22 protein-coding genes and 4 tRNA genes are annotated in these 19326 nt (G+C 65.5%); 7 read left to right on the forward strand and 19 right to left on the reverse strand.

Going from position 1 to position 19326, the window contains the following annotated elements; translation table 11 throughout:
- Positions 1 to 3 precede the first annotated feature (3 nt).
- The gene (locus ToN1_RS04650; protein WP_169206682.1) at positions 4 to 456 is read left to right on the forward strand and encodes a response regulator; all 453 of its coding nucleotides are present in this window, start codon (positions 4 to 6) and stop codon (positions 454 to 456) included.
- Positions 457 to 492: 36 nt separating this feature from the next.
- On the opposite strand, the gene iscX is transcribed toward ToN1_RS04650, so the two are convergent.
- From iscX to ToN1_RS04705, 11 genes are all read right to left on the reverse strand, one after another.
- Positions 493 to 687 carry a Fe-S cluster assembly protein IscX gene (gene iscX, locus ToN1_RS04655; protein ID WP_169206683.1) on the reverse strand — a complete coding sequence of 65 codons (195 nt, stop codon included), beginning with the start codon at positions 685 to 687 and terminating at the stop codon, positions 493 to 495.
- Entirely contained in the window at positions 687 to 1028 is a 342-nt protein-coding gene (gene fdx / locus ToN1_RS04660; protein WP_169206684.1) for an ISC system 2Fe-2S type ferredoxin, read from the reverse strand. The genes iscX and fdx overlap by 1 nt, the downstream gene beginning before the upstream one ends.
- Positions 1025 to 2893 carry a Fe-S protein assembly chaperone HscA gene (gene hscA, locus ToN1_RS04665; RefSeq protein ID WP_169206685.1) on the reverse strand — a complete coding sequence of 623 codons (1869 nt, stop codon included), beginning with the start codon at positions 2891 to 2893 and terminating at the stop codon, positions 1025 to 1027. The genes fdx and hscA overlap by 4 nt, the downstream gene beginning before the upstream one ends.
- Positions 2893 to 3426: a Fe-S protein assembly co-chaperone HscB gene (gene hscB, locus ToN1_RS04670; RefSeq protein WP_169206686.1), complete on the reverse strand. Its 534-nt coding sequence runs from the start codon at positions 3424 to 3426 to the stop codon at positions 2893 to 2895. Before hscB ends, hscA begins: the two co-directional genes overlap by 1 nt.
- Before the next feature lie 19 nt (positions 3427 to 3445).
- Positions 3446 to 3769 carry an iron-sulfur cluster assembly protein IscA gene (iscA, locus tag ToN1_RS04675; RefSeq protein ID WP_076604014.1) on the reverse strand — a complete coding sequence of 108 codons (324 nt, stop codon included), beginning with the start codon at positions 3767 to 3769 and terminating at the stop codon, positions 3446 to 3448.
- 17 nt (positions 3770 to 3786) lie between these two features.
- Complete coding sequence (gene iscU, locus ToN1_RS04680) at positions 3787 to 4170, reverse strand: Fe-S cluster assembly scaffold IscU (RefSeq protein ID WP_018992301.1); 384 nt, start codon at positions 4168 to 4170, stop codon at positions 3787 to 3789.
- 25 nt (positions 4171 to 4195) lie between these two features.
- Positions 4196 to 5407: an IscS subfamily cysteine desulfurase gene (locus ToN1_RS04685; RefSeq protein WP_169206687.1), complete on the reverse strand. Its 1212-nt coding sequence runs from the start codon at positions 5405 to 5407 to the stop codon at positions 4196 to 4198.
- A gap of 17 nt (positions 5408 to 5424) precedes the next feature.
- A complete protein-coding gene (locus tag ToN1_RS04690) occupies positions 5425 to 6576 on the reverse strand; it encodes a cysteine desulfurase family protein (RefSeq protein ID WP_169206688.1) in 1152 nt (383 codons plus the stop codon).
- 13 nt (positions 6577 to 6589) lie between these two features.
- A complete protein-coding gene (gene iscR, locus ToN1_RS04695) occupies positions 6590 to 7072 on the reverse strand; it encodes a Fe-S cluster assembly transcriptional regulator IscR (protein WP_169206689.1) in 483 nt (160 codons plus the stop codon).
- A gap of 104 nt (positions 7073 to 7176) precedes the next feature.
- A complete protein-coding gene (cysE, locus tag ToN1_RS04700) occupies positions 7177 to 7944 on the reverse strand; it encodes a serine O-acetyltransferase (protein WP_169206690.1) in 768 nt (255 codons plus the stop codon).
- Between the two features lie 43 nt (positions 7945 to 7987).
- A complete protein-coding gene (locus ToN1_RS04705) occupies positions 7988 to 8716 on the reverse strand; it encodes an RNA methyltransferase (protein WP_169206691.1) in 729 nt (242 codons plus the stop codon).
- Positions 8717 to 8794: 78 nt separating this feature from the next.
- Here ToN1_RS04705 and ToN1_RS04710 point away from each other — a divergent pair, with 78 nt between their 5' ends.
- The 6 genes from ToN1_RS04710 to ToN1_RS04735 all read left to right on the forward strand — a co-directional run bounded on the left by ToN1_RS04710 (position 8795) and on the right by ToN1_RS04735 (position 13260).
- Positions 8795 to 9601, forward strand: coding sequence for an inositol monophosphatase family protein (locus ToN1_RS04710; RefSeq protein WP_169206692.1), 807 nt, complete (start codon positions 8795 to 8797; stop codon positions 9599 to 9601).
- 124 nt (positions 9602 to 9725) lie between these two features.
- On the forward strand, positions 9726 to 11624 hold the full coding sequence (locus ToN1_RS04715) for a DEAD/DEAH box helicase (RefSeq protein WP_169206693.1): 1899 nt from the start codon (positions 9726 to 9728) through the stop codon (positions 11622 to 11624).
- A gap of 60 nt (positions 11625 to 11684) precedes the next feature.
- Positions 11685 to 11760, forward strand: a tRNA-Gly gene (locus tag ToN1_RS04720).
- A gap of 67 nt (positions 11761 to 11827) precedes the next feature.
- Positions 11828 to 11901: transfer RNA gene (locus ToN1_RS04725), tRNA-Cys, on the forward strand.
- A gap of 9 nt (positions 11902 to 11910) precedes the next feature.
- Positions 11911 to 11986: transfer RNA gene (locus ToN1_RS04730), tRNA-Gly, on the forward strand.
- A 59-nt stretch (positions 11987 to 12045) separates the two neighbouring features.
- Positions 12046 to 13260, forward strand: coding sequence for an alkaline phosphatase family protein (locus tag ToN1_RS04735; RefSeq protein ID WP_169206694.1), 1215 nt, complete (start codon positions 12046 to 12048; stop codon positions 13258 to 13260).
- Between the two features lie 21 nt (positions 13261 to 13281).
- On the opposite strand, the gene ToN1_RS04740 is transcribed toward ToN1_RS04735, so the two are convergent.
- The 8 genes from ToN1_RS04740 to recO form a co-directional block, all read right to left on the reverse strand.
- Complete coding sequence (locus tag ToN1_RS04740) at positions 13282 to 13743, reverse strand: DUF1178 family protein (protein ID WP_169206695.1); 462 nt, start codon at positions 13741 to 13743, stop codon at positions 13282 to 13284.
- A gap of 41 nt (positions 13744 to 13784) precedes the next feature.
- Positions 13785 to 13869, reverse strand: a tRNA-Leu gene (locus tag ToN1_RS04745).
- Between the two features lie 47 nt (positions 13870 to 13916).
- On the reverse strand, positions 13917 to 14507 hold the full coding sequence (gene pgsA / locus ToN1_RS04750; protein WP_169206696.1) for a CDP-diacylglycerol--glycerol-3-phosphate 3-phosphatidyltransferase: 591 nt from the start codon (positions 14505 to 14507) through the stop codon (positions 13917 to 13919).
- A gap of 32 nt (positions 14508 to 14539) precedes the next feature.
- A complete protein-coding gene (gene uvrC / locus ToN1_RS04755) occupies positions 14540 to 16351 on the reverse strand; it encodes an excinuclease ABC subunit UvrC (protein ID WP_169206697.1) in 1812 nt (603 codons plus the stop codon).
- A gap of 29 nt (positions 16352 to 16380) precedes the next feature.
- On the reverse strand, positions 16381 to 17448 hold the full coding sequence (gene nagZ, locus ToN1_RS04760; RefSeq protein ID WP_169206698.1) for a beta-N-acetylhexosaminidase: 1068 nt from the start codon (positions 17446 to 17448) through the stop codon (positions 16381 to 16383).
- Entirely contained in the window at positions 17445 to 17825 is a 381-nt protein-coding gene (acpS, locus tag ToN1_RS04765) for a holo-ACP synthase (protein WP_169206699.1), read from the reverse strand. Before acpS ends, nagZ begins: the two co-directional genes overlap by 4 nt.
- A gap of 10 nt (positions 17826 to 17835) precedes the next feature.
- A complete protein-coding gene (locus tag ToN1_RS04770) occupies positions 17836 to 18591 on the reverse strand; it encodes a pyridoxine 5'-phosphate synthase (RefSeq protein ID WP_169206700.1) in 756 nt (251 codons plus the stop codon).
- The gene (gene recO / locus ToN1_RS04775) at positions 18588 to 19310 is read right to left on the reverse strand and encodes a DNA repair protein RecO (RefSeq protein ID WP_169206701.1); all 723 of its coding nucleotides are present in this window, start codon (positions 19308 to 19310) and stop codon (positions 18588 to 18590) included. Before recO ends, ToN1_RS04770 begins: the two co-directional genes overlap by 4 nt.
- Between the last annotated feature and the right edge of the window lie 16 nt (positions 19311 to 19326).

Here is a 19326-nt window from a genome sequence, read left to right on the forward strand (position 1 = left end):
GGCATGGCTGGCAGCAGTTACGTCCTGCTGGTTGAAGGGGATCCGGGGCATGAAGCCCGGGTCCTCGCTGCGCTGCGCGCAGGAGGATTCGGCAATCGCGTGATTGTCGCGCGCGACGGCATCGAGGCCCTCGCCTTCCTCTCCGCCGAAGACGGCTACCCGGCGCCCAGGCCGGCAAGCCAGCCGGCGGTCGTCCTGCTCGATCCCGACCTTCCCCGGATCGACGGCCTAGAGGTGCTGCGCCGCATCCGCGCCGAGGTCATGACCTCGCTCCTGCCCGTGGTGATGTTCGCAAGTGACTGCACGTCGGAAGACATCCGCGAAGCCTACCGGCTCGGCGCCAACAGCTACGTCAGGAAGCCCCGCGACGAACAGGAATTCGAGCGGGCCAGCACGCTCATCGCTCGCTATTGGCTGGGCCTGAACGAACACCCGGACGACACGACCCGCTTCTGAGGCAGCGCAGTGACGCCCGGCAGAGCCCCGCGCTCGTCAGGCAACCTCGTCGATCCAGGCCTGCTGAATGGCCTCCAGCACGCGCTCGCCGCAGTGATTGGGATCGTCGTCGAACTCGGGAAGGGCCATCACCCAGTTCATCAGGTCGACAAAATTGACGCGCGTGGGGTCCGCCTCGGGGAACTTGTCCGAGAGCTGGATTGCGATCTCCTGAACCTCGGTCCACTTCATCAGTGCTTGCCCTCCCGGGCCATGTTGATGGTGTAGCGCGGAATCTCGACCACCAGCGGCGTCTCGGCGACGACCGCCTGGCACGACAGGCGCGACTGCGGCTCGAGGCCCCAGGCCTTGTCGAGGAGATCCTCCTCCTCTTCCTCGGCCTCCTTGAGCGAGGCGAACCCTTCGCGCACGATCACGTGGCAGGTCGTGCACGCACAGGACTGCTCGCACGCATGCTCGATCTCCACGCCATTGCGCAGCAGCGCGTCGCAGATCGAGGAGCCCGGCTCCGCCTCGATCACCGTCCCGTCCGGACAGAGCTCGACGTGCGGCAATACGATGATCTGCGTCATACCTGAATCTCATCCACCTTGTGACCCGCCAGCGCCGAACGGATGCTCTTGTCCATGCGACGGGCGGCAAATTCGTTGGTAGCACGGGAGAGCGCTTCCGTGCTGCGCTTGATGGCACGCGGGTCATGCCCGGCGGCCGTTTCGCGGGTTACGGCAACGGCGGCGTCGATTGCGGCGCGTTCCTCGTCGCTCAGCAGATCGCCATCCTGCTCCAGCGCCGCGAGCGTCGCCTCGATCACGCGATCGGCCTCGACCTGCTGCTCGCGCACGGCGCGCGCATCGATATCCTCGGAAGCCCGCTCGACACCGTCGCGCAGCATGCCTGCGATCTCGTCGTCCGTCAGGCCGTAGGACGGCTTCACCAGCACGCTGGCCTCGACGCCCGATGACATCTCGCGCGCCGACACCGACAACAGACCATCGGCATCGACCTGGAAGGTCACCCGGATGCGTGCCGCGCCCGCCGCCATCGGCGGAATGCCGCGCAGCTCGAAGCGCGCGAGCGAGCGGCAGTCGGCAACGAGCTCGCGCTCGCCCTGCACCACGTGGAAGGCCATGGCCGTCTGGCCGTCCTTGTAGGTCGTGAACTCCTGCGCCCGAGCAATCGGCAGCGTCGAATTGCGCGGCACGATCTTCTCGGTGAGCCCGCCCATCATCTCAAGGCCGAGCGACAGGGGGATCACATCGAGCAGCAGCCAGTCGTCCTCTTCCTTGCGGTTGCCCGCCAATACGTTGGCCTGGATCGCCGCGCCGAGCGCGACGACCTTGTCCGGGTCGAGGTTCGTCAGCGGCTCCTGGCCGAAGAACTCGGCCACCGCGCGCTGCACGTGCGGCATGCGAGTCGCGCCGCCGACCATCACGACGCCCTTGACGTCCTCGGGGGCCAACCCGGCGTCGCGCAGGACCTTGCGCATCGGCGCAACGGTCTTCTGCACGAGGTGCTTCGTCATGTCGGCGAACTGGTCGCGCGTGACGACGAGATCGACCTTCTCGCCCGATCCCAGAGTCGCCTTGATCGGAGCCTCCTCGCACGCAGTCAGCAGTTCCTTCGCCTCGCGAGCCTTCAGCAAAAGACGACGGGCATCTTCGCTCGACGGAGGATCGATCTCGCTTTCGTCCAGCGCCCAGCAGAACAGTCGATGATCAAAGTCATCACCACCGAGCGCCGCATCGCCATTGGTTGCCAGCACCTCGAAGATGCCGCGTGAAAGCTTGAGGATGGACAGGTCGAAAGTGCCGCCGCCGAGGTCATACACCGCGTAAACGCCCTCGGCCGCGTTGTCGAGACCGTACGCAACCGCCGCGGCAGTGGGCTCGTTGAGCAGGCGCAGCACGTTGATGCCGGCGAGCTTCGCCGCATCCTTGGTTGCCTGGCGCTGCGCATCGTCGAAATAGGCGGGCACGGTGATCACCGCACCGGTGAGTTCGCCGCCCAGGCTCGCTTGCGCACGCGCCGCCAGCATTTTGAGGATCTCCGCCGACACTTCGACCGGCGACTTGATCCCTTGCACGGTGCGCAGGCGCAGCATTCCGCCGGCATCGACGAAGTCGTAGGGCATCGACTCGATGTAGGCGACATCCTTGAGGCCGCGCCCCATGAAGCGCTTCACCGACAGGATGGTGTTCTTGGGATCCGTTGCGTGCGCTGCCGCCGCGCTGCGGCCAACCTCGATCCTGCCGTCGGCATGGTAGCGGACGATGGAGGGAAGCATCGCGCGGCCATCCTCATCAACGAGGCACACGGCGATGCCGTTGCGCACCGTCGCCACGAGCGAATTGGTCGTGCCGAGGTCTATGCCAACGGCGAGGCGGTGCTTGTGCGGTTCGGTCGACAGACCGGGTTCGGCGATTTGCAGAAGTGCCATCAGCTCTCCAGCGCCTCGAGGGCGTCGTCGATCTCGTGTTGTAATTTTTCCATGAACATCAGCCGGCGCACCGTTTCGGCGGCACCCGCATAGTCCTGCTCGTCGTCGCACTGCCGCGCAAGCTCGTCAAAGACCTCGCGCGAATGCTGGCGCAAGCGCGTGTGCAACTGCGCCAGCTCCTCCGCCTCACCTGCCGTCCGCGCTTCCTCCACCGCCTCGCGCCACTCCATCTGCTCCATCAGGAAGGCCGGCGACATCGCCGTATTCGTGTGCAGTCCCGCGTCGACACCCATCAGCTCGAGCAGATAGGTTGCGCGCGGCAGCGGCTTGCGCAGCGTGCGAAAACCTTCGTTCACCTGCGTCGCCCACTGCATCGACAGACGCTTGTCGCTGTCGGGCAGATGTGCAAAGCGGTCGGGATGCACGCGCCCCTGCAGATCGTGGTAGGCAAGCTCGAGCGCTGCCTCGTCGATGCGAAACCGGCGTGGCAGCCCGAACAGCCCGAAGTAGTCCTGCTGGAGGTCGATGCTCATCGGATCCGCACCGCGAGCATCAGACGTTGAAGCTCTCGCCGCAGCCGCACGAGTCCTTGACGTTCGGGTTGTTGAACTTGAAACCCTCGTTGAGCCCCTCGCGGACGAAATCGAGCTCGGTGCCGTCGAGATAGGCCAGGCTCTTCTGGTCCACGATGACCTTGACGCCATTGCTCTCGAACACCACGTCGTCCTCGTGCGTCTCATCAACGAACTCGAGGCGGTAGGCCATGCCCGAACAGCCGGAGGTCCGAACCCCGAGACGGATTCCGAGACCCTTGCCGCGCTTGGCGATGAAGTTCGAAACGTGCTTCGCTGCGCTCGTGCTGACAGTGACACTCATGATTCCGCCTCCGGGTCTCAGCCTTCGTGCTTTTTCTTGTAGTCCGCCACGGCCGCCTTGATGGCGTCCTCGGCGAGGATCGAACAGTGGATCTTGACCGGCGGCAGCGCGAGTTCCTCGGCGATCTGGGTGTTCTTGATCTCGAGTGCCTGCTCGACGGTCTTGCCCTTGACCCATTCGGTCACCAGCGAGCTCGACGCGATCGCCGAACCACAGCCGTAGGTCTTGAACTTCGCGTCCTCGATGACGCCATCCTTGCCCACCTTGATCTGCAGCTTCATCACGTCGCCACAGGCCGGCGCACCGACCATGCCGGTGCCCACGCCTTCGTCCTCTTTGGAGAAGGCGCCGACGTTGCGGGGATTTTCGTAGTGGTCGAGCACTTTTTCACTATATGCCATTATCGTTTCTCCTGTCTCGGGATGCTCAGTGGGCTGCCCACTGCACGGTATTCAGATCGACACCTTCCTGCACCATCTCCCACAGCGGAGACAGTTCGCGCAGCTTGCCGATCTTCTTGTGCATGAGGTCGATCGTATAGTCGATTTCCTCTTCGGTCGTGAAGCGGCCGATCGAGAAACGGATCGAGCTATGCGCCAGTTCGTCATTGCGCCCAAGCGCACGCAAGACATAGGACGGCTCCAGGCTCGCCGACGTACAGGCCGAACCGCTCGACACGGCGATGTCCTTCACCGCCATGATCATCGACTCACCTTCGACATAGGCGAAGGAGATATTCAGGTTGTGCGGCACGCGATGCTCGAGGTCGCCGTTCACATAGGTCGCTTCGATGTCCTGCAGACCCTTCAGTAGGCGGTCGCGCAGCGAACGGATGCGTTCGTTCTCGACCTTCATCTCCTCGCGCGCAATGCGGAAGGCTTCGCCCATGCCGACGATCTGGTGCGTCGCGAGCGTACCCGAACGCAGGCCGCGCTCGTGACCGCCGCCGTGCATCTGCGCCTCGAGGCGCGCACGCGGCTTGCGACGCACGTACAACGCGCCGATACCCTTCGGACCATAGGTCTTGTGCGCGGAGAAAGACATCAGGTCGACCTTCAGCTGCTGCAGATCGATCTCGACCTTGCCCGTCGCCTGCGCCGCATCGACGTGGAACACGATGCCCTTCTCGCGGCAGATCTCGCCGATCTCGGCGATCGGCTGGATCACGCCGATCTCGTTATTCACGAACATCACGGAGACGAGGATCGTGTCCGGGCGCAGCGCGTCCTTGAACGCGGCCAGATCGATCAGGCCGTTCTCCTGCACGTCGAGATAGGTCGCCTCGAAGCCCTGGCGCTCGAGTTCGCGGAAGGTGTCAAGCACGGCCTTGTGCTCGGTCTTCACGGTGATGATGTGCCTGCCCTTGCCCTTGTAGAACTGTGCGGCGCCCTTGATCGCGAGGTTGTTCGACTCCGTCGCGCCAGAAGTCCACACGATTTCCTTCGGATCGGCATTCACCAGTGCAGCAACCTGCTCGCGCGCATCCTCGACCGCCTTCTCGGCTTCCCAACCGTAAGCGTGCGAACGGCTCGCCGGATTACCAAAATGCTCGGTGAGCCAGGGAATCATCGCCTGCGCGACACGCGGATCGACCGGCGTGGTGGCGGAGTAATCCAGGTAAATCGGAAACTTCAGCATCGGTATTCCTCCGTCGATCATTGAACCGCCACGGCGGTCAGATTGTTCAGTTCGTTCATCTGCTGCCCCAGGCAGCCCAGAAAATCCGCCACGTGCTTTACCTGCGTATCGCGCCCCAAGCTGACGCGCACCGCGCCACGCGCGGCCTCGCGTTCCACCCCCATCGCCAGCAACGTATGGGACGGCTCCGGATTCGCACTCGAACACGCCGAGCCGCTCGCACACGCGAAACCGGCCCGATCCAGTCGCCCGACCAAGGTCTCGCCATCCAAGCCTTCGGCGGCGAAGAAAACCGTATTCGGCAGACGCGGCGCACCGGTCGAGAAGATCCGCATGCCGAGCGCCGCCAGACCTGCTTCCAGCGTATCGCGCAGGCCGCACAAGCGGGCATTCTCGCCGGACACGCGTGCCGCTGCCAACTCGCACGCGACGCCGAAGCCGACGATCGCTGCGACGTTCTCGGTGCCCGAACGCAAGCCGCGCTCCTGCCCGCCGCCGGCGAGCAGCGGGGCCAGCTCCAGTCGCTTGTCAACGACCAGGGCACCCGCCCCGAGCGGACCGCCGATCTTGTGCGCCGACAGCGTCATTGCATTGACGCCCAAGGCACGGAAATCAACGCCGATCTTGCCCAACGCTTGCACCGCGTCGGTGTGAAACCAGGCTCCGACCTCCTTCGCCTCGCGGGCGAGCGTCGCGACGTCCTGCAGCACACCGGTCTCGTTGTTGGCGAGCATCACCGACACCAGCGCCGGCTTCGTCGCCAGCACGGCCAGCCAGTCGGCGCGTTTCACCTGTCCAGCGCGATCGACGGCGATTTCACGCAGCGTCCAGTCGGCACGCCGCAACTGCTTTGCAGGTTCGCGCACGCAGGGATGCTCGATCGCGCTGATCGCGATCAGCCCCGGCTTCATGAGACCCGCCGCGCCCTTCACAAACAGATTGTTCGCCTCGGTACCGCCGCTGGTGAAGACCACTTCCGTTGCGTGCGCGCCGACCGCCGCAGCGACCCGCGCACGCGCCTCATCGACCGCGGCGCGCGCTTGGCGCCCATATTCATGTCGGCTAGACGCATTGCCGAAGCGGCCGCCGAACCACGGCAGCATCGCCTCGCGCACTGCCGCGTCCAGCGGCGCAGTGGCGTTCCAGTCGAGATAGACGGGGGCGAACACGCTCAAACGCCCGTCAGGCCGCCGCAGCCTCGCGCATCGCCACCATCGCGCGCCGGCGCACGTCCTTGAGGACGCTCATGTCGGGATCCGGCTTGATCTCGCGATGCACCAGCGCATTCAGCGTCACCGAATCGAGATATTCGTACATGCGCTTGTTCAGGTTCGCCCACAGGTCGTGCGTCAGGCAGCGATGCTCGTCATGGCAATTCTGCTTGCCACCGCATTGCGTCGCATCGAGCGGCTCGTCCACCGCGACGATGATGTCGGCAACAGTGATGCGAGCCATGTCGCGAGCGAGCCGGTAGCCGCCGCCGGGACCACGCACGCTGGTCACCAGCTTGTGGCGCCGCAGCTTGCCGAACAACTGCTCGAGGTACGACAAGGAAATTTTCTGCCGGTCGGCGATGCCAGCCAACGTCACCGGCCCTTCGGCTTGACGCGATGCCAGATCGATCATCGCAGTGACGGCAAAACGTCCTTTGGTGGTCAGTCTCATATCGGAGCTCCTTCTTTCGCGGAGATTCTCGCCCGGGGGAATACCCGAACGTTTCGCTCAACTATACGGAGCCCGACAAAATCAGTCAACTAATCGAATGTCACTCAGTCGACCATCTTGGACAGACGCTCGGCGTCAAATTCGTCACTCTTCTCGATCGCCTCATCGAGGCTGAATCCGGCCTTCTCCAGACGCTCCACCAGCATCTGAATGCGACGATCGGTCTCGACGGCGTGATCGAGCAGCCCGTGCAGCGCCTTGGTCAGCGGATCGTCCATCTGCTTGGTCACGCCGTAAGCCGAGAACCCCATCTGCTCGGCCTTCTGCTCGCGCGCCCGGTCGCGTGCGTTATCACGGTCAGGTTCGATGACGCGCGCGGGGTTCCCAACCGCAGTGGCGCCAGCCGGCACCGGCTTGACGACGACGGCATTGGAGCCGACCCGTGCACTGTCACCCACCGTAAAGCCCCCGAGCACTTTCGCACCGGCGCCGATCACGACCCCCTTGCCCAGCGTTGGATGGCGCTTCGTGCCACGGTATAGCGAGGTTCCCCCGAGGGTCACGCCTTGATAGATCGTGCAGTCGTCCCCAATCTCCGCAGTCTCGCCGATCACCACCCCCATGCCGTGGTCGATGAAGACGCGCCGGCCTATCGTCGCGCCCGGATGGATTTCGATGCCGGTGAGAAATCGGCTCACATGACTGACAAACCGCCCCACCCAGTAGAAGCCGCGCTTCCATGCGCCGTGCGCGAAGCGGTGGAGGAAAAGCGCGTGCACGCCCGGATAGCAGGTCAGCACCTCCAGGGTCGAACGGGCGGCGGGATCGCGTTCGCGAACGCTGGCCAAGTCTTCGCGCAGACGTCTGAACATGAGTGATTTACTCCGGTGTCTCGTTATTTTATTTCCGAGTATTTTACTCAGCTTTGCGCTCCAGCGCACTAATGATGCCGCGTAGGATGTTCACCTCCTCCTTTTCGAGCCGGATGCGGCCGAACAGACGGCGCACGCGCTGCAGCAGGCGCTTTGGATTTGCGGGGTCATAGAATCCGCTGGCTGTCATCGCCCGTTCCAGATGACGGTGAAAACCCTCCACCTCCTCGAAGGCGGCCAGGTCCGGAAGGGGTTCCGCCGGGGAAACCGGATCGAGCGCCGCCATGCGCAGCTCGTAGCACAGCAGCTGCACCGCGGCGCCGAGGTTGAGCGACGAAAATGCCGGATTCGCCGGAATCGTCACCGGCATCGAGCACAGCCCCACCTCCTCATTCGTGAGTCCGCTCGTTTCGTTTCCGAACACCAGCGCAACCTCGCCCCGCCCGGCAAACGACACCAGTTCGGGGGCCGCCTCGCGCGCATTGCGCACCGGCACCGAGCGCTCGCGCCGCCGCGCCGTGACAGCGGCGGACAGGATCGTGCCCTCGAGCGCTTCCTCGAGCGAACCGACCACCCGCGCGGACGCAAGGAGGTCACCGGCCCCGGAGGCGCGCGCCTCCGCCACCGGATCGGGAAAGGAAGCCGGCCGAACCAGCCAGAGACGGCCGAGCCCCATCGTCTTCATCGCGCGCGCGGCGGCGCCGATGTTGCCGGGATGACTCGTACGGGAAAGTACGATGCGGATGCGGTCGAGCGCGATGGCTCCGTTCATATTAAAATACTTCGTTTTATTGGAATTCTTTCGAGCGGGACGCTCTCCGGGCCCCCGACTCCAGCGAGACCGACGCGCATGCACCCCACCCTGAACATTGCAGTGAAAGCCGCCCGCCGCGCGGGCTCCATCATCAATCGCGCCTCGCTGCAGCTGGACCAGGTGTCGGTCCAGGCCAAGTCCCCGAACGACTTCGTCACCGAGGTCGATCAGGCCGCCGAGGCCGCCATCATCGAGGTGCTGCGCGAAGCATACCCGGAGCACGGCATTCTAGCAGAGGAGTCGGGCGCATCAGCCGAGACCGGCGACAGCGAATACCAGTGGATCATCGACCCGATCGACGGCACGACGAACTTCATCCACGGCTTTCCACAGTATGCAATCTCGATCGCGCTGACAAAGAACGGCGCGCTTGAACAGGGCGTCGTCTACGACGTCACGCGCAACGAGCTGTTTACCGCCACGAAGGGACGCGGCGCCTTCCTCAACGACCGGCGCATCCGCGTATCGAAGCGCGTCCGCCTGAACGAATCGCTGATCGGCACGGGCTTTCCGTTCCGCGAGTTCGACCACGTCGACGCCTACCTCGCGATGTTCAAGGACCTGACGCAGAGGACCGCCGGCATCCGCCGGCCCGGCGCTGCCTCGCTCGACCTTGCCTACGTCGCCTGCGGGCGCCTCGACGGCTTCTGGGAAATGGGCCTGCAGCCCTGGGACATCGCAGCCGGCGCACTGCTGATCCAGGAAGCCGGCGGTCTGGTAAGCGACCTTGCCGGAGAAGGCACCTACATGGAAACCGGCAATGTCGTCGCCGGCAGCCCCAAGATCTTCGGGCAGATCCTGCCCATCATCCAGGCCCACCGCACTGCAGCGCTGCGCGCCTGAACGGGCGCAAGCGGACCGGGCAATCCGGTCCGCATTCGCGGGCTGCCAGCGCCACACCAGGCGAATTCGGTACGATGCACGCACAGCCGGTACGTCCCCCCATCTTCCTCACTCTCGGACGCCCATGAATCCCTCCGTCGAATCCTTTGCCCAGCTCGAGCTGAGCCCCCCGATCCTCGACGCCCTGGCCGGCATCGGATACGAAACCCCGTCGCCGATCCAGGCGGCCTGCATCCCGCACCTGCGCGCCGGCCATGACCTGCTGGGCGAAGCCCAGACGGGGACCGGCAAGACGGCGGCCTTCGCGCTGCCGCTGCTCGATCGCCTGGACCTCTCCACCCGCAAGCCGCAGGTCCTCGTGCTGACGCCGACACGTGAGCTTGCGATCCAGGTTGCGGAAGCCTTCCAGCGCTACGCCAAGAACCTGCCCGACTTCCACGTGCTGCCCATCTACGGTGGCCAAAGCATGGTCGTGCAGTTGCGCCAACTGAGCCGCGGCGCACACGTCATCGTCGGCACTCCGGGACGCGTGATGGACCACATCGAGCGCGAGAGCCTCAACCTCGACAACCTCAAGACGCTGGTGCTCGACGAAGCGGATGAGATGCTGCGCATGGGCTTTATCGACGACGTCGAATGGATCCTCGAGCACGTCCCGATCGAGCGGCAGACTGCGCTATTCTCGGCGACGATGCCCGACGCCATCCGTCGCGTCGCCCATCGTTACCTGCGCGAACCGCGCGAGGTGAAGATCAAGACCGCCACGACCACCGTCACCACGATCCGCCAGCGCTTCTGCCAGATCGCCGTCGCACACAAGCTCGATGCCCTCACCCGCATCCTCGAGGTCGAGGAGGAATTCGACGCGGCAATCGTCTTCGTCCGCACCAAGACCGCCACCGTGGAACTCGCCGAAAAGCTCGAGGCCCGGGGCTATGCCGCCGCCGCACTGAACGGCGACATGACCCAGCAGCTGCGCGAGCGGGTCATCGAGCAGCTCAAGGGCGGCGGCCTCGACATCGTCGTCGCCACCGACGTCGCCGCGCGCGGCTTGGACGTGCCGCGCATCAGCCACGTCATCAACTACGACATCCCCTACGATACCGAGGCCTACGTTCACCGCATCGGCCGCACCGGTCGCGCAGGCCGCGCCGGCAGCGCCATCCTGTTCGTCGCGCCGCGCGAAATGCGCATGCTCAAGGTGATCGAGCGGGCAACGCGCCAACCGATCGAACCGCTGCAACTTCCCTCGCGCGAAGCCGTCGCCGACAAGCGCGTGGCCGCCTTCCGACAGCAGGTGGCAACGGTGCTCGAATCCGAAGATCTCGCCTTCTTCCACGACGTCGTTGCCGGCATGGAGGACAGCCACAACGCCGACATCCACGACATCGCGGCCGCCCTCGCCTTCCTGGCGCAGCGTGAGCGCCCCCTCCAGCTCCCGCTGAGCACCGGCCCGGACATCGCCACTCAGACCGCCCCGCGCGCGGAGCGCCCCCCGCGCGAGAACCGCGAGGCCATCCTGGAACGCCGCCGCGATTTTGCCGACGGACGCCTGCAACGCTACCGCATCGAGGTCGGCCGCAACCAGCAGGCGACGCCGAAGGACATCGTGGGCGCGATCGCAAACGAAGCCGGCATCGAGAGCCGCTTCATCGGCCAGATCAACCTGTACGAGGACTACAGCACGGTCGAACTTCCGGCCGATCTCCCCCACGACGTCATCGACATCCTGCGTCGCGTGCGGGTGCGGCAGCGCCAGCTCAACATCCGCCCGCTGGATCACGACGAGGCGCAGCGCGACGCAGCACGTCCCCGTCCCGGCCCGGGTCCGCGCTTCGGCGCGAAACCGACGCAGCGCGGCGAGGAAACCCCTCGCAAGCCCTTCGCGAAGCCTTGGGACAAACCCTCCGGCAGGCCGGGCGGCGATCGCCCGCACGGCGGCAAGCCCTTCCACGGCGACCGTCGCGATACCCAGGGCACGGGCTTCAAACCGGGCAAGAAAAAGCCCCAGCGCGATCGCTGAGAACGAGATTCAGGAAGGTAGTTGACACCGCCAGAATACGACCTATAATGGCGGTCTTTCGCGGGAATAGCTCAGTTGGTAGAGCGCAACCTTGCCAAGGTTGAGGTCGCGAGTTCGAGACTCGTTTCCCGCTCCAAATTTTCCGAAAGGCTCCGTAAAGCCTTTCCCCCGATCGAGGCGTATCGGGAGTCAGAGCAGAAACTGGCGCGATAGCAAAGCGGTTATGCACCGGATTGCAAATCCGTGTAGGTCGGTTCGACTCCGGCTCGCGCCTCCAGAAGCACATGCGGGAATAGCTCAGTTGGTAGAGCGCAACCTTGCCAAGGTTGAGGTCGCGAGTTCGAGACTCGTTTCCCGCTCCAGTATTTGACAAAGGGAAGGTGCTGATGCACCTTCCCTTTTGTCTTTTCCTGGCCCCGTCATGCCCCGATCCCGGCAACCCGAACCCTCCGATCCGCCTGCCATCGCATTGCCCCAGGATGCCGTGCTGCCGGACTATCGCGATGGCGGCCTGTTCGGGCTGGTCCGCAGCGTCGGAGCCTATCTCGACGGCCGTCCCTGGCAGGCGCCCAAACCGTCTGGGTCCCCACCCCCTGACGCCGCCCCGCGCAGGTTGGTCTTCATCCTCATCGACGGCCTCGGCGACATGTTTCTGCAGCGCACCGGCGCCGGCGGGCTTCTCCTGAAGCACCGGACGGGTCGACTCACGTCGGTATTCCCCAGCACTACCGCGAGTGCCGTCACCTGCACGATGACGGGCCTTGCTCCCGCACGCCACGGCCTGACGGGCTGGTTCATCCGCGACCGGCGCTTCGGCGGCGTCATTGCGCCGCTGCCGACCGTCCAGCGCGGCGGAGCCCCGCTGAGGGGGCCGCTGGCCGTCACCCGGCTATTCGCCTATCGCACGCTTTTCCAGCGCCGCAAACGCCGTGCAATCTTCGTCTCGCCACGGGAGCTGGCATTTTCGCCCTACTCGCGGCGCCATAGCCGCGGGGCAAGCACGCTGGGCTACAAGGGGCTGCAGGGCTTGATAGACACGATCGTGGGGGCGATCCGGGGGAACGCAGCCCAACCCATTCTCGTGCATGCCTACTACCCGACCTTCGACGGGCTCAGCCACGCCTACGGCTGCAACTCGGCGGAGGTCGCCACACACTTCGCACGCATCGACGCGGCCTTCGGGCAACTTCTCGACCGACTGCAAGGGAGCGATACCGACGTCGTCCTCACGGCCGATCACGGCTTCATCGATTCGCCGCCGGAACGCGTGATCGAATTGCAGACCCTGCCCGACCTGCAGACCACGCTGACCGCGCCACTGTTCGGCGAGCGACGTACCGCCTTTTGTGCCGTGCGCCAAGGGGCGGAGCACGATTTCGAGCTGCTGACACGCGAATGCCTGACGGGCAAGGCGACCGTCGCGCGCTCGGACGAGCTGATCGACCTCGGGCTATTTGGTCCGGGCAAACCGCATCGGCGGTTGCGGGAGCGGATTGGAACGCATGCACTGCTGATGGAACCCGGCTGGACGATTCGCGACCACGTTGCGGGCGAGCAGGAACACGCGATGATAGGCGTTCATGGCGGGCTTTCGCCCGACGAGATGTGGATCCCGCTTATCCAGGCGCGCTGCTGACGACCAGCCGGCGCCCCCCTGTCAGTGCAGGTCTTCGTCCGCCGGCAATGGCAACACGACGATTCCCTCGTCGATCAGCTCGCTGACGTCGTCGCGCGTCGCGCGACCGCGAATATTGCGCGCCTCGCTTTCGCCATGATGGATGCGACGCGCTTCCTCGGCAAAGCGACCGCCCACATCCTCCGATTCCCGCCCGAGACGGCGCAGCATCGCCATTGCCGCCGCAACCACATCGGCATCCGGGGCTGCGGAAGGCGCTCGCGCCGTTCCCGCACCGACCTGGGAGCCGGATCTTGCCACCGGCACGGGGGCCGACGCCCCTCGATTCACGTACGGCGCGCTGGGACGCCGCGAAATAGTGGTCGAACCGCACACCGGACAGGACACCAGTCCGCGCTCGCGCTGCTCGTCGTAAGCGGCCGACGAGGCAAACCAGCCCTCGAACAGGTGCTCATGGTCGCAGCTGAGGTTGAGAACGATCACGTGGACTTCCGGACTGGGGCAAACGCATGCCCGTTGGCGCGTGGTGCCGGGAACGGGACTCGAACCCGTACGCCCAAGGGCTGCAGATTTTAAGTCTGCTGTGTCTACCGATTTCACCATCCCGGCCCGCGAAGGCTGGGCATTCTACCGCGCGACGATGCCCCTGCCCAGCATCAGCCCGGACGCCGCGCCTTGCTTCCGTCGTTCGCCAGATGGGGCATCGCGCGATGCAGGTAATAGCCCATCGACCACAGCGTCAGAGCCGCAGCGACATAGATCAGGATCTCGCCGACCAGCCTGACGTTCAGCTGCAGCAAGGGTGCGTCATACAGAAGGAGAGGGATCGCAGTCATCTGCGCAGCGGTCTTCAGCTTGCCGACAAAGGCCACGGCGACACCCGCGGAAGCGCCGATGCGGGCCATCCATTCGCGCAGTGCGGAAATCGTGATCTCGCGCCCGATAATCACAACCGCGATGATCGAATCGACCCGCGCCAACTGCACGAGCAGGATCAGCGCGGCTGCGACCATCAGCTTGTCGGCGACGGGATCGAGAAAGGCGCCGAAAGCCGAAGTCTGGTTCAGCGCTCGCGCCAGATAACCGTCGAACCAATCCGTTACCGCCGCTACGATGAAGATCAGAGTCGCGGCGACATTCTTCTCCTGCGGATCGAGCCACTGTTCCGGAAGATAAAAGACGCCGACGAAGAGCGGAATCAGCGCAATGCGCGCCCAGGTCAGCGAGTTCGGAATGTTGATCTGCATTGAAAAGAGGGAGGCTTGCGACAGATGCATGGTTAGTGCAAGGCATTGTATATCGCTTCGGCGAGCTTTCGGCTCACACCATCGACACGGCATAGGTCCTCGACTGTTGCTGCACGCACGCCGTCGAGCCCCCCGAAGGTCGAAAGCAGGTTACGCCGCCGGGTCGCACCAACGCCGGGGATGTCCTCGAGGCGCGAACCGATGCGCGCCTTCGCCCGCCGCGCGCGGTGCCCCGTGATCGCAAAACGGTGCGCCTCGTCGCGGATTTCCTGGATCAGGTGCAGCGCCGGATGATCCGAAGCGAGGTTCAGCGGCGCACGCCTGTCCGGGAAAATCAGCGTTTCGAGGCCCGGCTTGCGCTCCTCGCCCTTGGCGACGCCGACCATCGCTATCGACTCGAGCCCGACCTCGGTCAGCACCTCGAGCGCGGAACTCACCTGACCCTTCCCGCCGTCGATCAGGATCAGGTCGGGGCATAATCCCTCGCCCGCGGCGACCTTGCCGTAGCGGCGTTCCAGCACCTGCCGCATCGCCGCGAAGTCGTCGCCGCCCGTGATCCCGGTGATATTGTAGCGACGATACTCCGAGTTATTCATCGCGCCATCGACGCACACCACGCAGGAGGCCACCGTCGCCTCGCCCATCGTGTGACTGATGTCGAAGCACTCGACCCGGCGCGGCGGCTCGGGCAGATCCAGCACCTCGCGCAGCGCCTCGAGACGCGCCTCGCTGCGCCCTGTGTCGCGCGCACGGGCGAGTATCGCGAGTCGGGCATTGTTCTCCGCCATCTCCATCCATGCCTTCTCGGCAGCGCTGCGCGGCGCCACCACTGCGCCGGGCTTGTCGCTGATCTCCGCCATCAGTGCCTTGACGGGTTCCAGCGCAACGTTGAGCAGCAGGCGTGTCGGCATGCCGTGGTCGCGGTAGTGCTGCTCGACGAAGGCCAGCGCGCCGTCAAGCGCTCCACAGCCCGCCGCGGCGCTCGGGAACTGGGGACGATCGCCGAGGTGGCGGCCGCCGCGCACCATCGCGATATTCACGCAGGTCAGCCCGCCCTCCTCGACCGCTGCGATGATGTCGACATCCTCGTCCCTGCGGCTGTCGACATACTGCCGCTGCAGCACCGCCTGCAGCACGCGCACCTGGTCGCGGATCGCCGCCGCCTCCTCGAACGCGAGGCGCTCGGCGGCAGCGTGCATGCGCGCGCTCAAGTCGTCGATGACCTCGGAGGCGCGCCCGTCGAGGAAGCGCGCAGCGAGCTTCACGTCGGCTGCGTAACTTTCGCTGTCGATCATCCCGACGCACGGCGCGGTGCAACGCTTGATCTGGTGCAGCAGGCAAGGGCGGGAACGGTTCTGGAACACCGAGTTCTCGCACGTGCGCAGCTGGAAGGTCTTCTGCAGCAGATGGATGCTTTCGCGCACGGCCCAGGCGTTCGGAAACGGGCCGAAGTATCGCGCGCCCTTCGAGAAGGCCCCCCGGTGGTAGGCCAGACGGGGAAAATCGTCGCCGGAGAGCTCTATGTAGGGATAGGACTTGTCGTCGCGGAACAGGATGTTGTAGCGCGGCGCCAGACTCTTGATGAGATTGTTTTCGAGGATCAGCGCCTCAGCCTCGGAACGCGTCGCCGTCACGTCGACGCGCCGGATCTGCGCGACCATCATGGCAATGCGCGGACTGGGCTGGGTGCGCTGGAAGTAGCTCGACACCCGCCGCTTGAGGTTCTTGGCCTTGCCGACGTACAGCACACGCTCCTCGGCGCCTATCATGCGATAGACGCCAGGCTCCTCGGGTACCGTCTTCAGGAAGGCCTTGGCATCGAAAGGCGCGGCGGGCTCGCTCATTGCCGGCAGGCTCGGAAGCGGACGAAGGCTCAGGCGAGCTCTTCGGGTATCTCGACGATGGCCGCTCGCGCCTGCTGGTAGGCCGGGCTGAGTTCGAGCGCGAACGCATCGCAGAACTGCGGACGCGCACGCAAGGCCGCGATCCGCGCCCGACTCTCGGCCTGCACGTCGGGAACCCAGCGGTCGAGCAGATCGGCGGCCAGATCCGGGCGATTGCACACCAGCACCATGTCGCAGCCGGCCGCATAGGCCGCCTTGGCACGTGCGAGGATATCGCCGGCCACGGCAGCCCCTTCCATCGTCAGGTCGTCGCTGAAAACGACCCCCTTGAAGCCCACGCGCCCGCGCAGGACGTCCTGCAACCAGAAGGGCGAGAAGCCCGCAGGATTCGGGTCGACCTTCGGGTAGATGACGTGCGCAGGCATGACGCCGGAGAGCTGGCGGCCGATGCGATGGCGATAGGGCATGACGTCCTCGTTCCAGATCGCGTCGAACTCGCGCTCATCGACGGGAATCTCGAGGTGCGAATCCGCCTCGACGAAACCGTGTCCGGGGAAGTGCTTGCCCACGCACCCCATCCCGGCCTCGGCCATGCCCGCGGCAAGAGCCTGGGCGAGCGATGCCGCGACCTGCGGGTCGCGATGGAAGGAGCGGTCCCCGATCACGCGGCTGCAGCCGTAATCGAGGTCGAGCACCGGCGCGAAGCTGAGATCGACGCCGTGCGCGAGCAGCTCGGACGCGAGCACGAAGCCGACGGCGCGCGCCGCATCCAGGGCCGCCACGTGGTCGCCCGCCCACATCTGCCCGAGCCGGCGCATCGAAGGCAGGCGAGTGAAACCTTCGGTGCGGAAGCGCTGCACGCGCCCGCCTTCGTGGTCGACCGCGATCACCAGCGCCGGGTCGCGCAAGGCGTGGATGTCGGCCGTCAGCGCGGAAAGCTGTTCCGATCCGGTGAAGTTGCGCGCGAACAGGATCACCCCGCCGACCAGCGGGTCGCACAGGCGCTCCCGCTCCTCGTCCGTGAGCGCGGTGCCCGCGACATCCAGCATCACCGGCCCGAGGGGCAGGCGCAACGTGTCTTGAGTCGTCGAATTCATGTCTTCTCGATCAGCGCAAACGCGACCACGTATTCGTTCTCGTCACTCAGCGTGAGGTGCGCATTCAGACCGCGCTCCTGCATGTAGGCCGCGAGCCCAGCGTCGAACATATAGACCGGCTTGCCGAGACCATCGTGCCCGACCCGCACTGCATGCAGCGTCGCTGGGACGGCAACGCCCGTCCCCAGGGCCTTGCCGAAGGCTTCCTTCGCGGCGAAACGCTTCGCAAGGAAGCGGGCCGGATCGCGGCTCGCCCTGAAGCCGTCGCGCTCGTCGCCGATCGCAAGGATGCGCGCCGCGAAGCGCTCACCATTGCGCTCCAGGGCGGAACTCAGGCGGGCGATCTGTACGATGTCGGTTCCGATACCGTGAATCATCCGCGGACGCTCAGCAGCCCTGTCCCGCAGCCTCGCGCATCAGGCGCTTCATCTCCCGCACCGCCTCGCGCATGCCCGAAAATACGGCCCGGCTGACGATGGCGTGGCCGATGTGCAGTTCACGCACGCCTGCGAGCCGCGCGACCGGCTGCACGTTGTAGTAGTTGAGCGCATGGCCCGCATTGAAGCGCATGCCCAGGCCCCGGATCGCCTCGCCCGCATCGCATATCTTCGCGATCTCGGCCAGCACCGACGCGCTTTCGGCGTCCCGTCCGGCATTGTGGAACGCGTGTGCGTAAGGCCCGGTATGGATCTCGCACACGCGCGCGCCAATGCGCGCGGCTGCCTCAACCTGCGCGATCTCCGCGTCGATGAATACGCTGGTGACGATGCCGGCATCCGCCAGGCGCCCCACGACGCTCTTCAGCCGCTCTTCCTGCGCAATGACGTCGAGTCCGCCTTCGGTCGTCACCTCGTGCCGGCCCTCGGGCACCAGCATCGCCATCTCGGGCTTCAGCCGGCACGCGATCCCGACCATCTCATCGGTCGCCGCCATCTCCAGGTTGAGCTTGACCTGCGTCAGCTCGCGCAGGCGGCGCACGTCCTCGTCCTGGATGTGACGCCGATCCTCGCGCAGATGCACAGTGATGCCGTCGGCGCCACCCAGATGCGCCTCCACGGCCGCCCACACGGGGTCCGGTTCCCAAGTGCGGCGCGCCTGGCGCAGCGTCGCCACGTGGTCGATATTCACGCCGAGTTCGATCACAGCTCCAGCAACTCCTTTAAGACCCGGCGCGACTGCAGCGTCTGACCGCCGAGATAATGATTGATCAGCATGCGCAGCAAGGCCTTGCTCTGCGCCAGCGTTTCGGGGCGGGAGAAATCGTCGTGCTCCATGTCGAGCAGCGTCTGCCCGCTCGTTGCCGCCACATCGCCAGTCCCTTCCGGAACCGGTACCGGGCCGCGCTCGATTATATAGAGGTAGTCGGCGCGAGGATCGAGCGGCGCACCCGAGTCGCCGTCCGCAGCGAGACCGATGCCATAGCCCAGCTCACGCAGCAGTGCGAGCTCGAAGCGGCGCAGGATCGGCTCCTGCGGCTCGCCGCGACCGAGGCAGGCGATCGCGCGGGCGTAGGCATCGAACAACACGGGATGCGGGTCCTCGCGGGCCGTCAGCCGGACCATCAGTTCGTTCAGGTAGTAGCCGCACATCAGCGCACGACCGACAAGCAGGGGCTGCCCGCCGGAGCGCTCGGCGCGCACGAGCGTCTTCACCTCGCCGCCACCCGACCAATCCAGCAGCAGTGGCTGGAAGGCCATGATGACGCCACGCAGGGCCGACATCGGGCGCCGTGCGCCCTTTGCCACCAGCGCGACGCGGCCATGATCGCGCGAGAAGACCTCGACGATGAGGCTGGTCTCGCGCCAGGGATGGGAATGCAGGACGAAGCCCGGCTGTCCGTCGACGCGCTGCTTCTGGCTCACGGCGGCACGCGTCCGC

This window comes from Aromatoleum petrolei (genome assembly GCF_017894385.1).
Lineage (GTDB): Bacteria > Pseudomonadota > Gammaproteobacteria > Burkholderiales > Rhodocyclaceae > Aromatoleum > Aromatoleum petrolei.

Bases quoted from the DNA above. Each gene is read 5' to 3' on its own strand.
- acpS (WP_169206699.1), bottom strand. From the start codon at position 17,825: ATGATTCACGGTATCGGAACCGACATCGTACAGATCGCCCGCCTGAGT.
- hscA (WP_169206685.1), bottom strand. From the start codon at position 2,893: ATGGCACTTCTGCAAATCGCCGAACCCGGTCTGTCGACCGAACCGCAC.
- ToN1_RS04650 (WP_169206682.1), top strand. From the start codon at position 4: ATGGCTGGCAGCAGTTACGTCCTGCTGGTTGAAGGGGATCCGGGGCAT.
- iscR (WP_169206689.1), bottom strand. From the start codon at position 7,072: ATGAGACTGACCACCAAAGGACGTTTTGCCGTCACTGCGATGATCGAT.
- ToN1_RS04685 (WP_169206687.1), bottom strand. From the start codon at position 5,407: ATGCTGAAGTTTCCGATTTACCTGGATTACTCCGCCACCACGCCGGTC.
- ToN1_RS04710 (WP_169206692.1), top strand. From the start codon at position 8,795: ATGCACCCCACCCTGAACATTGCAGTGAAAGCCGCCCGCCGCGCGGGC.
- cysE (WP_169206690.1), bottom strand. From the start codon at position 7,944: ATGTTCAGACGTCTGCGCGAAGACTTGGCCAGCGTTCGCGAACGCGAT.
- nagZ (WP_169206698.1), bottom strand. From the start codon at position 17,448: ATGAATTCGACGACTCAAGACACGTTGCGCCTGCCCCTCGGGCCGGTG.
- uvrC (WP_169206697.1), bottom strand. From the start codon at position 16,351: ATGAGCGAGCCCGCCGCGCCTTTCGATGCCAAGGCCTTCCTGAAGACG.
- ToN1_RS04735 (WP_169206694.1), top strand. From the start codon at position 12,046: ATGCCCCGATCCCGGCAACCCGAACCCTCCGATCCGCCTGCCATCGCA.
- iscX (WP_169206683.1), bottom strand. From the start codon at position 687: ATGAAGTGGACCGAGGTTCAGGAGATCGCAATCCAGCTCTCGGACAAG.
- pgsA (WP_169206696.1), bottom strand. From the start codon at position 14,507: ATGCAGATCAACATTCCGAACTCGCTGACCTGGGCGCGCATTGCGCTG.
- iscU (WP_018992301.1), bottom strand. From the start codon at position 4,170: ATGGCATATAGTGAAAAAGTGCTCGACCACTACGAAAATCCCCGCAAC.
- iscA (WP_076604014.1), bottom strand. From the start codon at position 3,769: ATGAGTGTCACTGTCAGCACGAGCGCAGCGAAGCACGTTTCGAACTTC.
- ToN1_RS04705 (WP_169206691.1), bottom strand. From the start codon at position 8,716: ATGAACGGAGCCATCGCGCTCGACCGCATCCGCATCGTACTTTCCCGT.
- ToN1_RS04715 (WP_169206693.1), top strand. From the start codon at position 9,726: ATGAATCCCTCCGTCGAATCCTTTGCCCAGCTCGAGCTGAGCCCCCCG.
- fdx (WP_169206684.1), bottom strand. From the start codon at position 1,028: ATGACGCAGATCATCGTATTGCCGCACGTCGAGCTCTGTCCGGACGGG.
- hscB (WP_169206686.1), bottom strand. From the start codon at position 3,426: ATGAGCATCGACCTCCAGCAGGACTACTTCGGGCTGTTCGGGCTGCCA.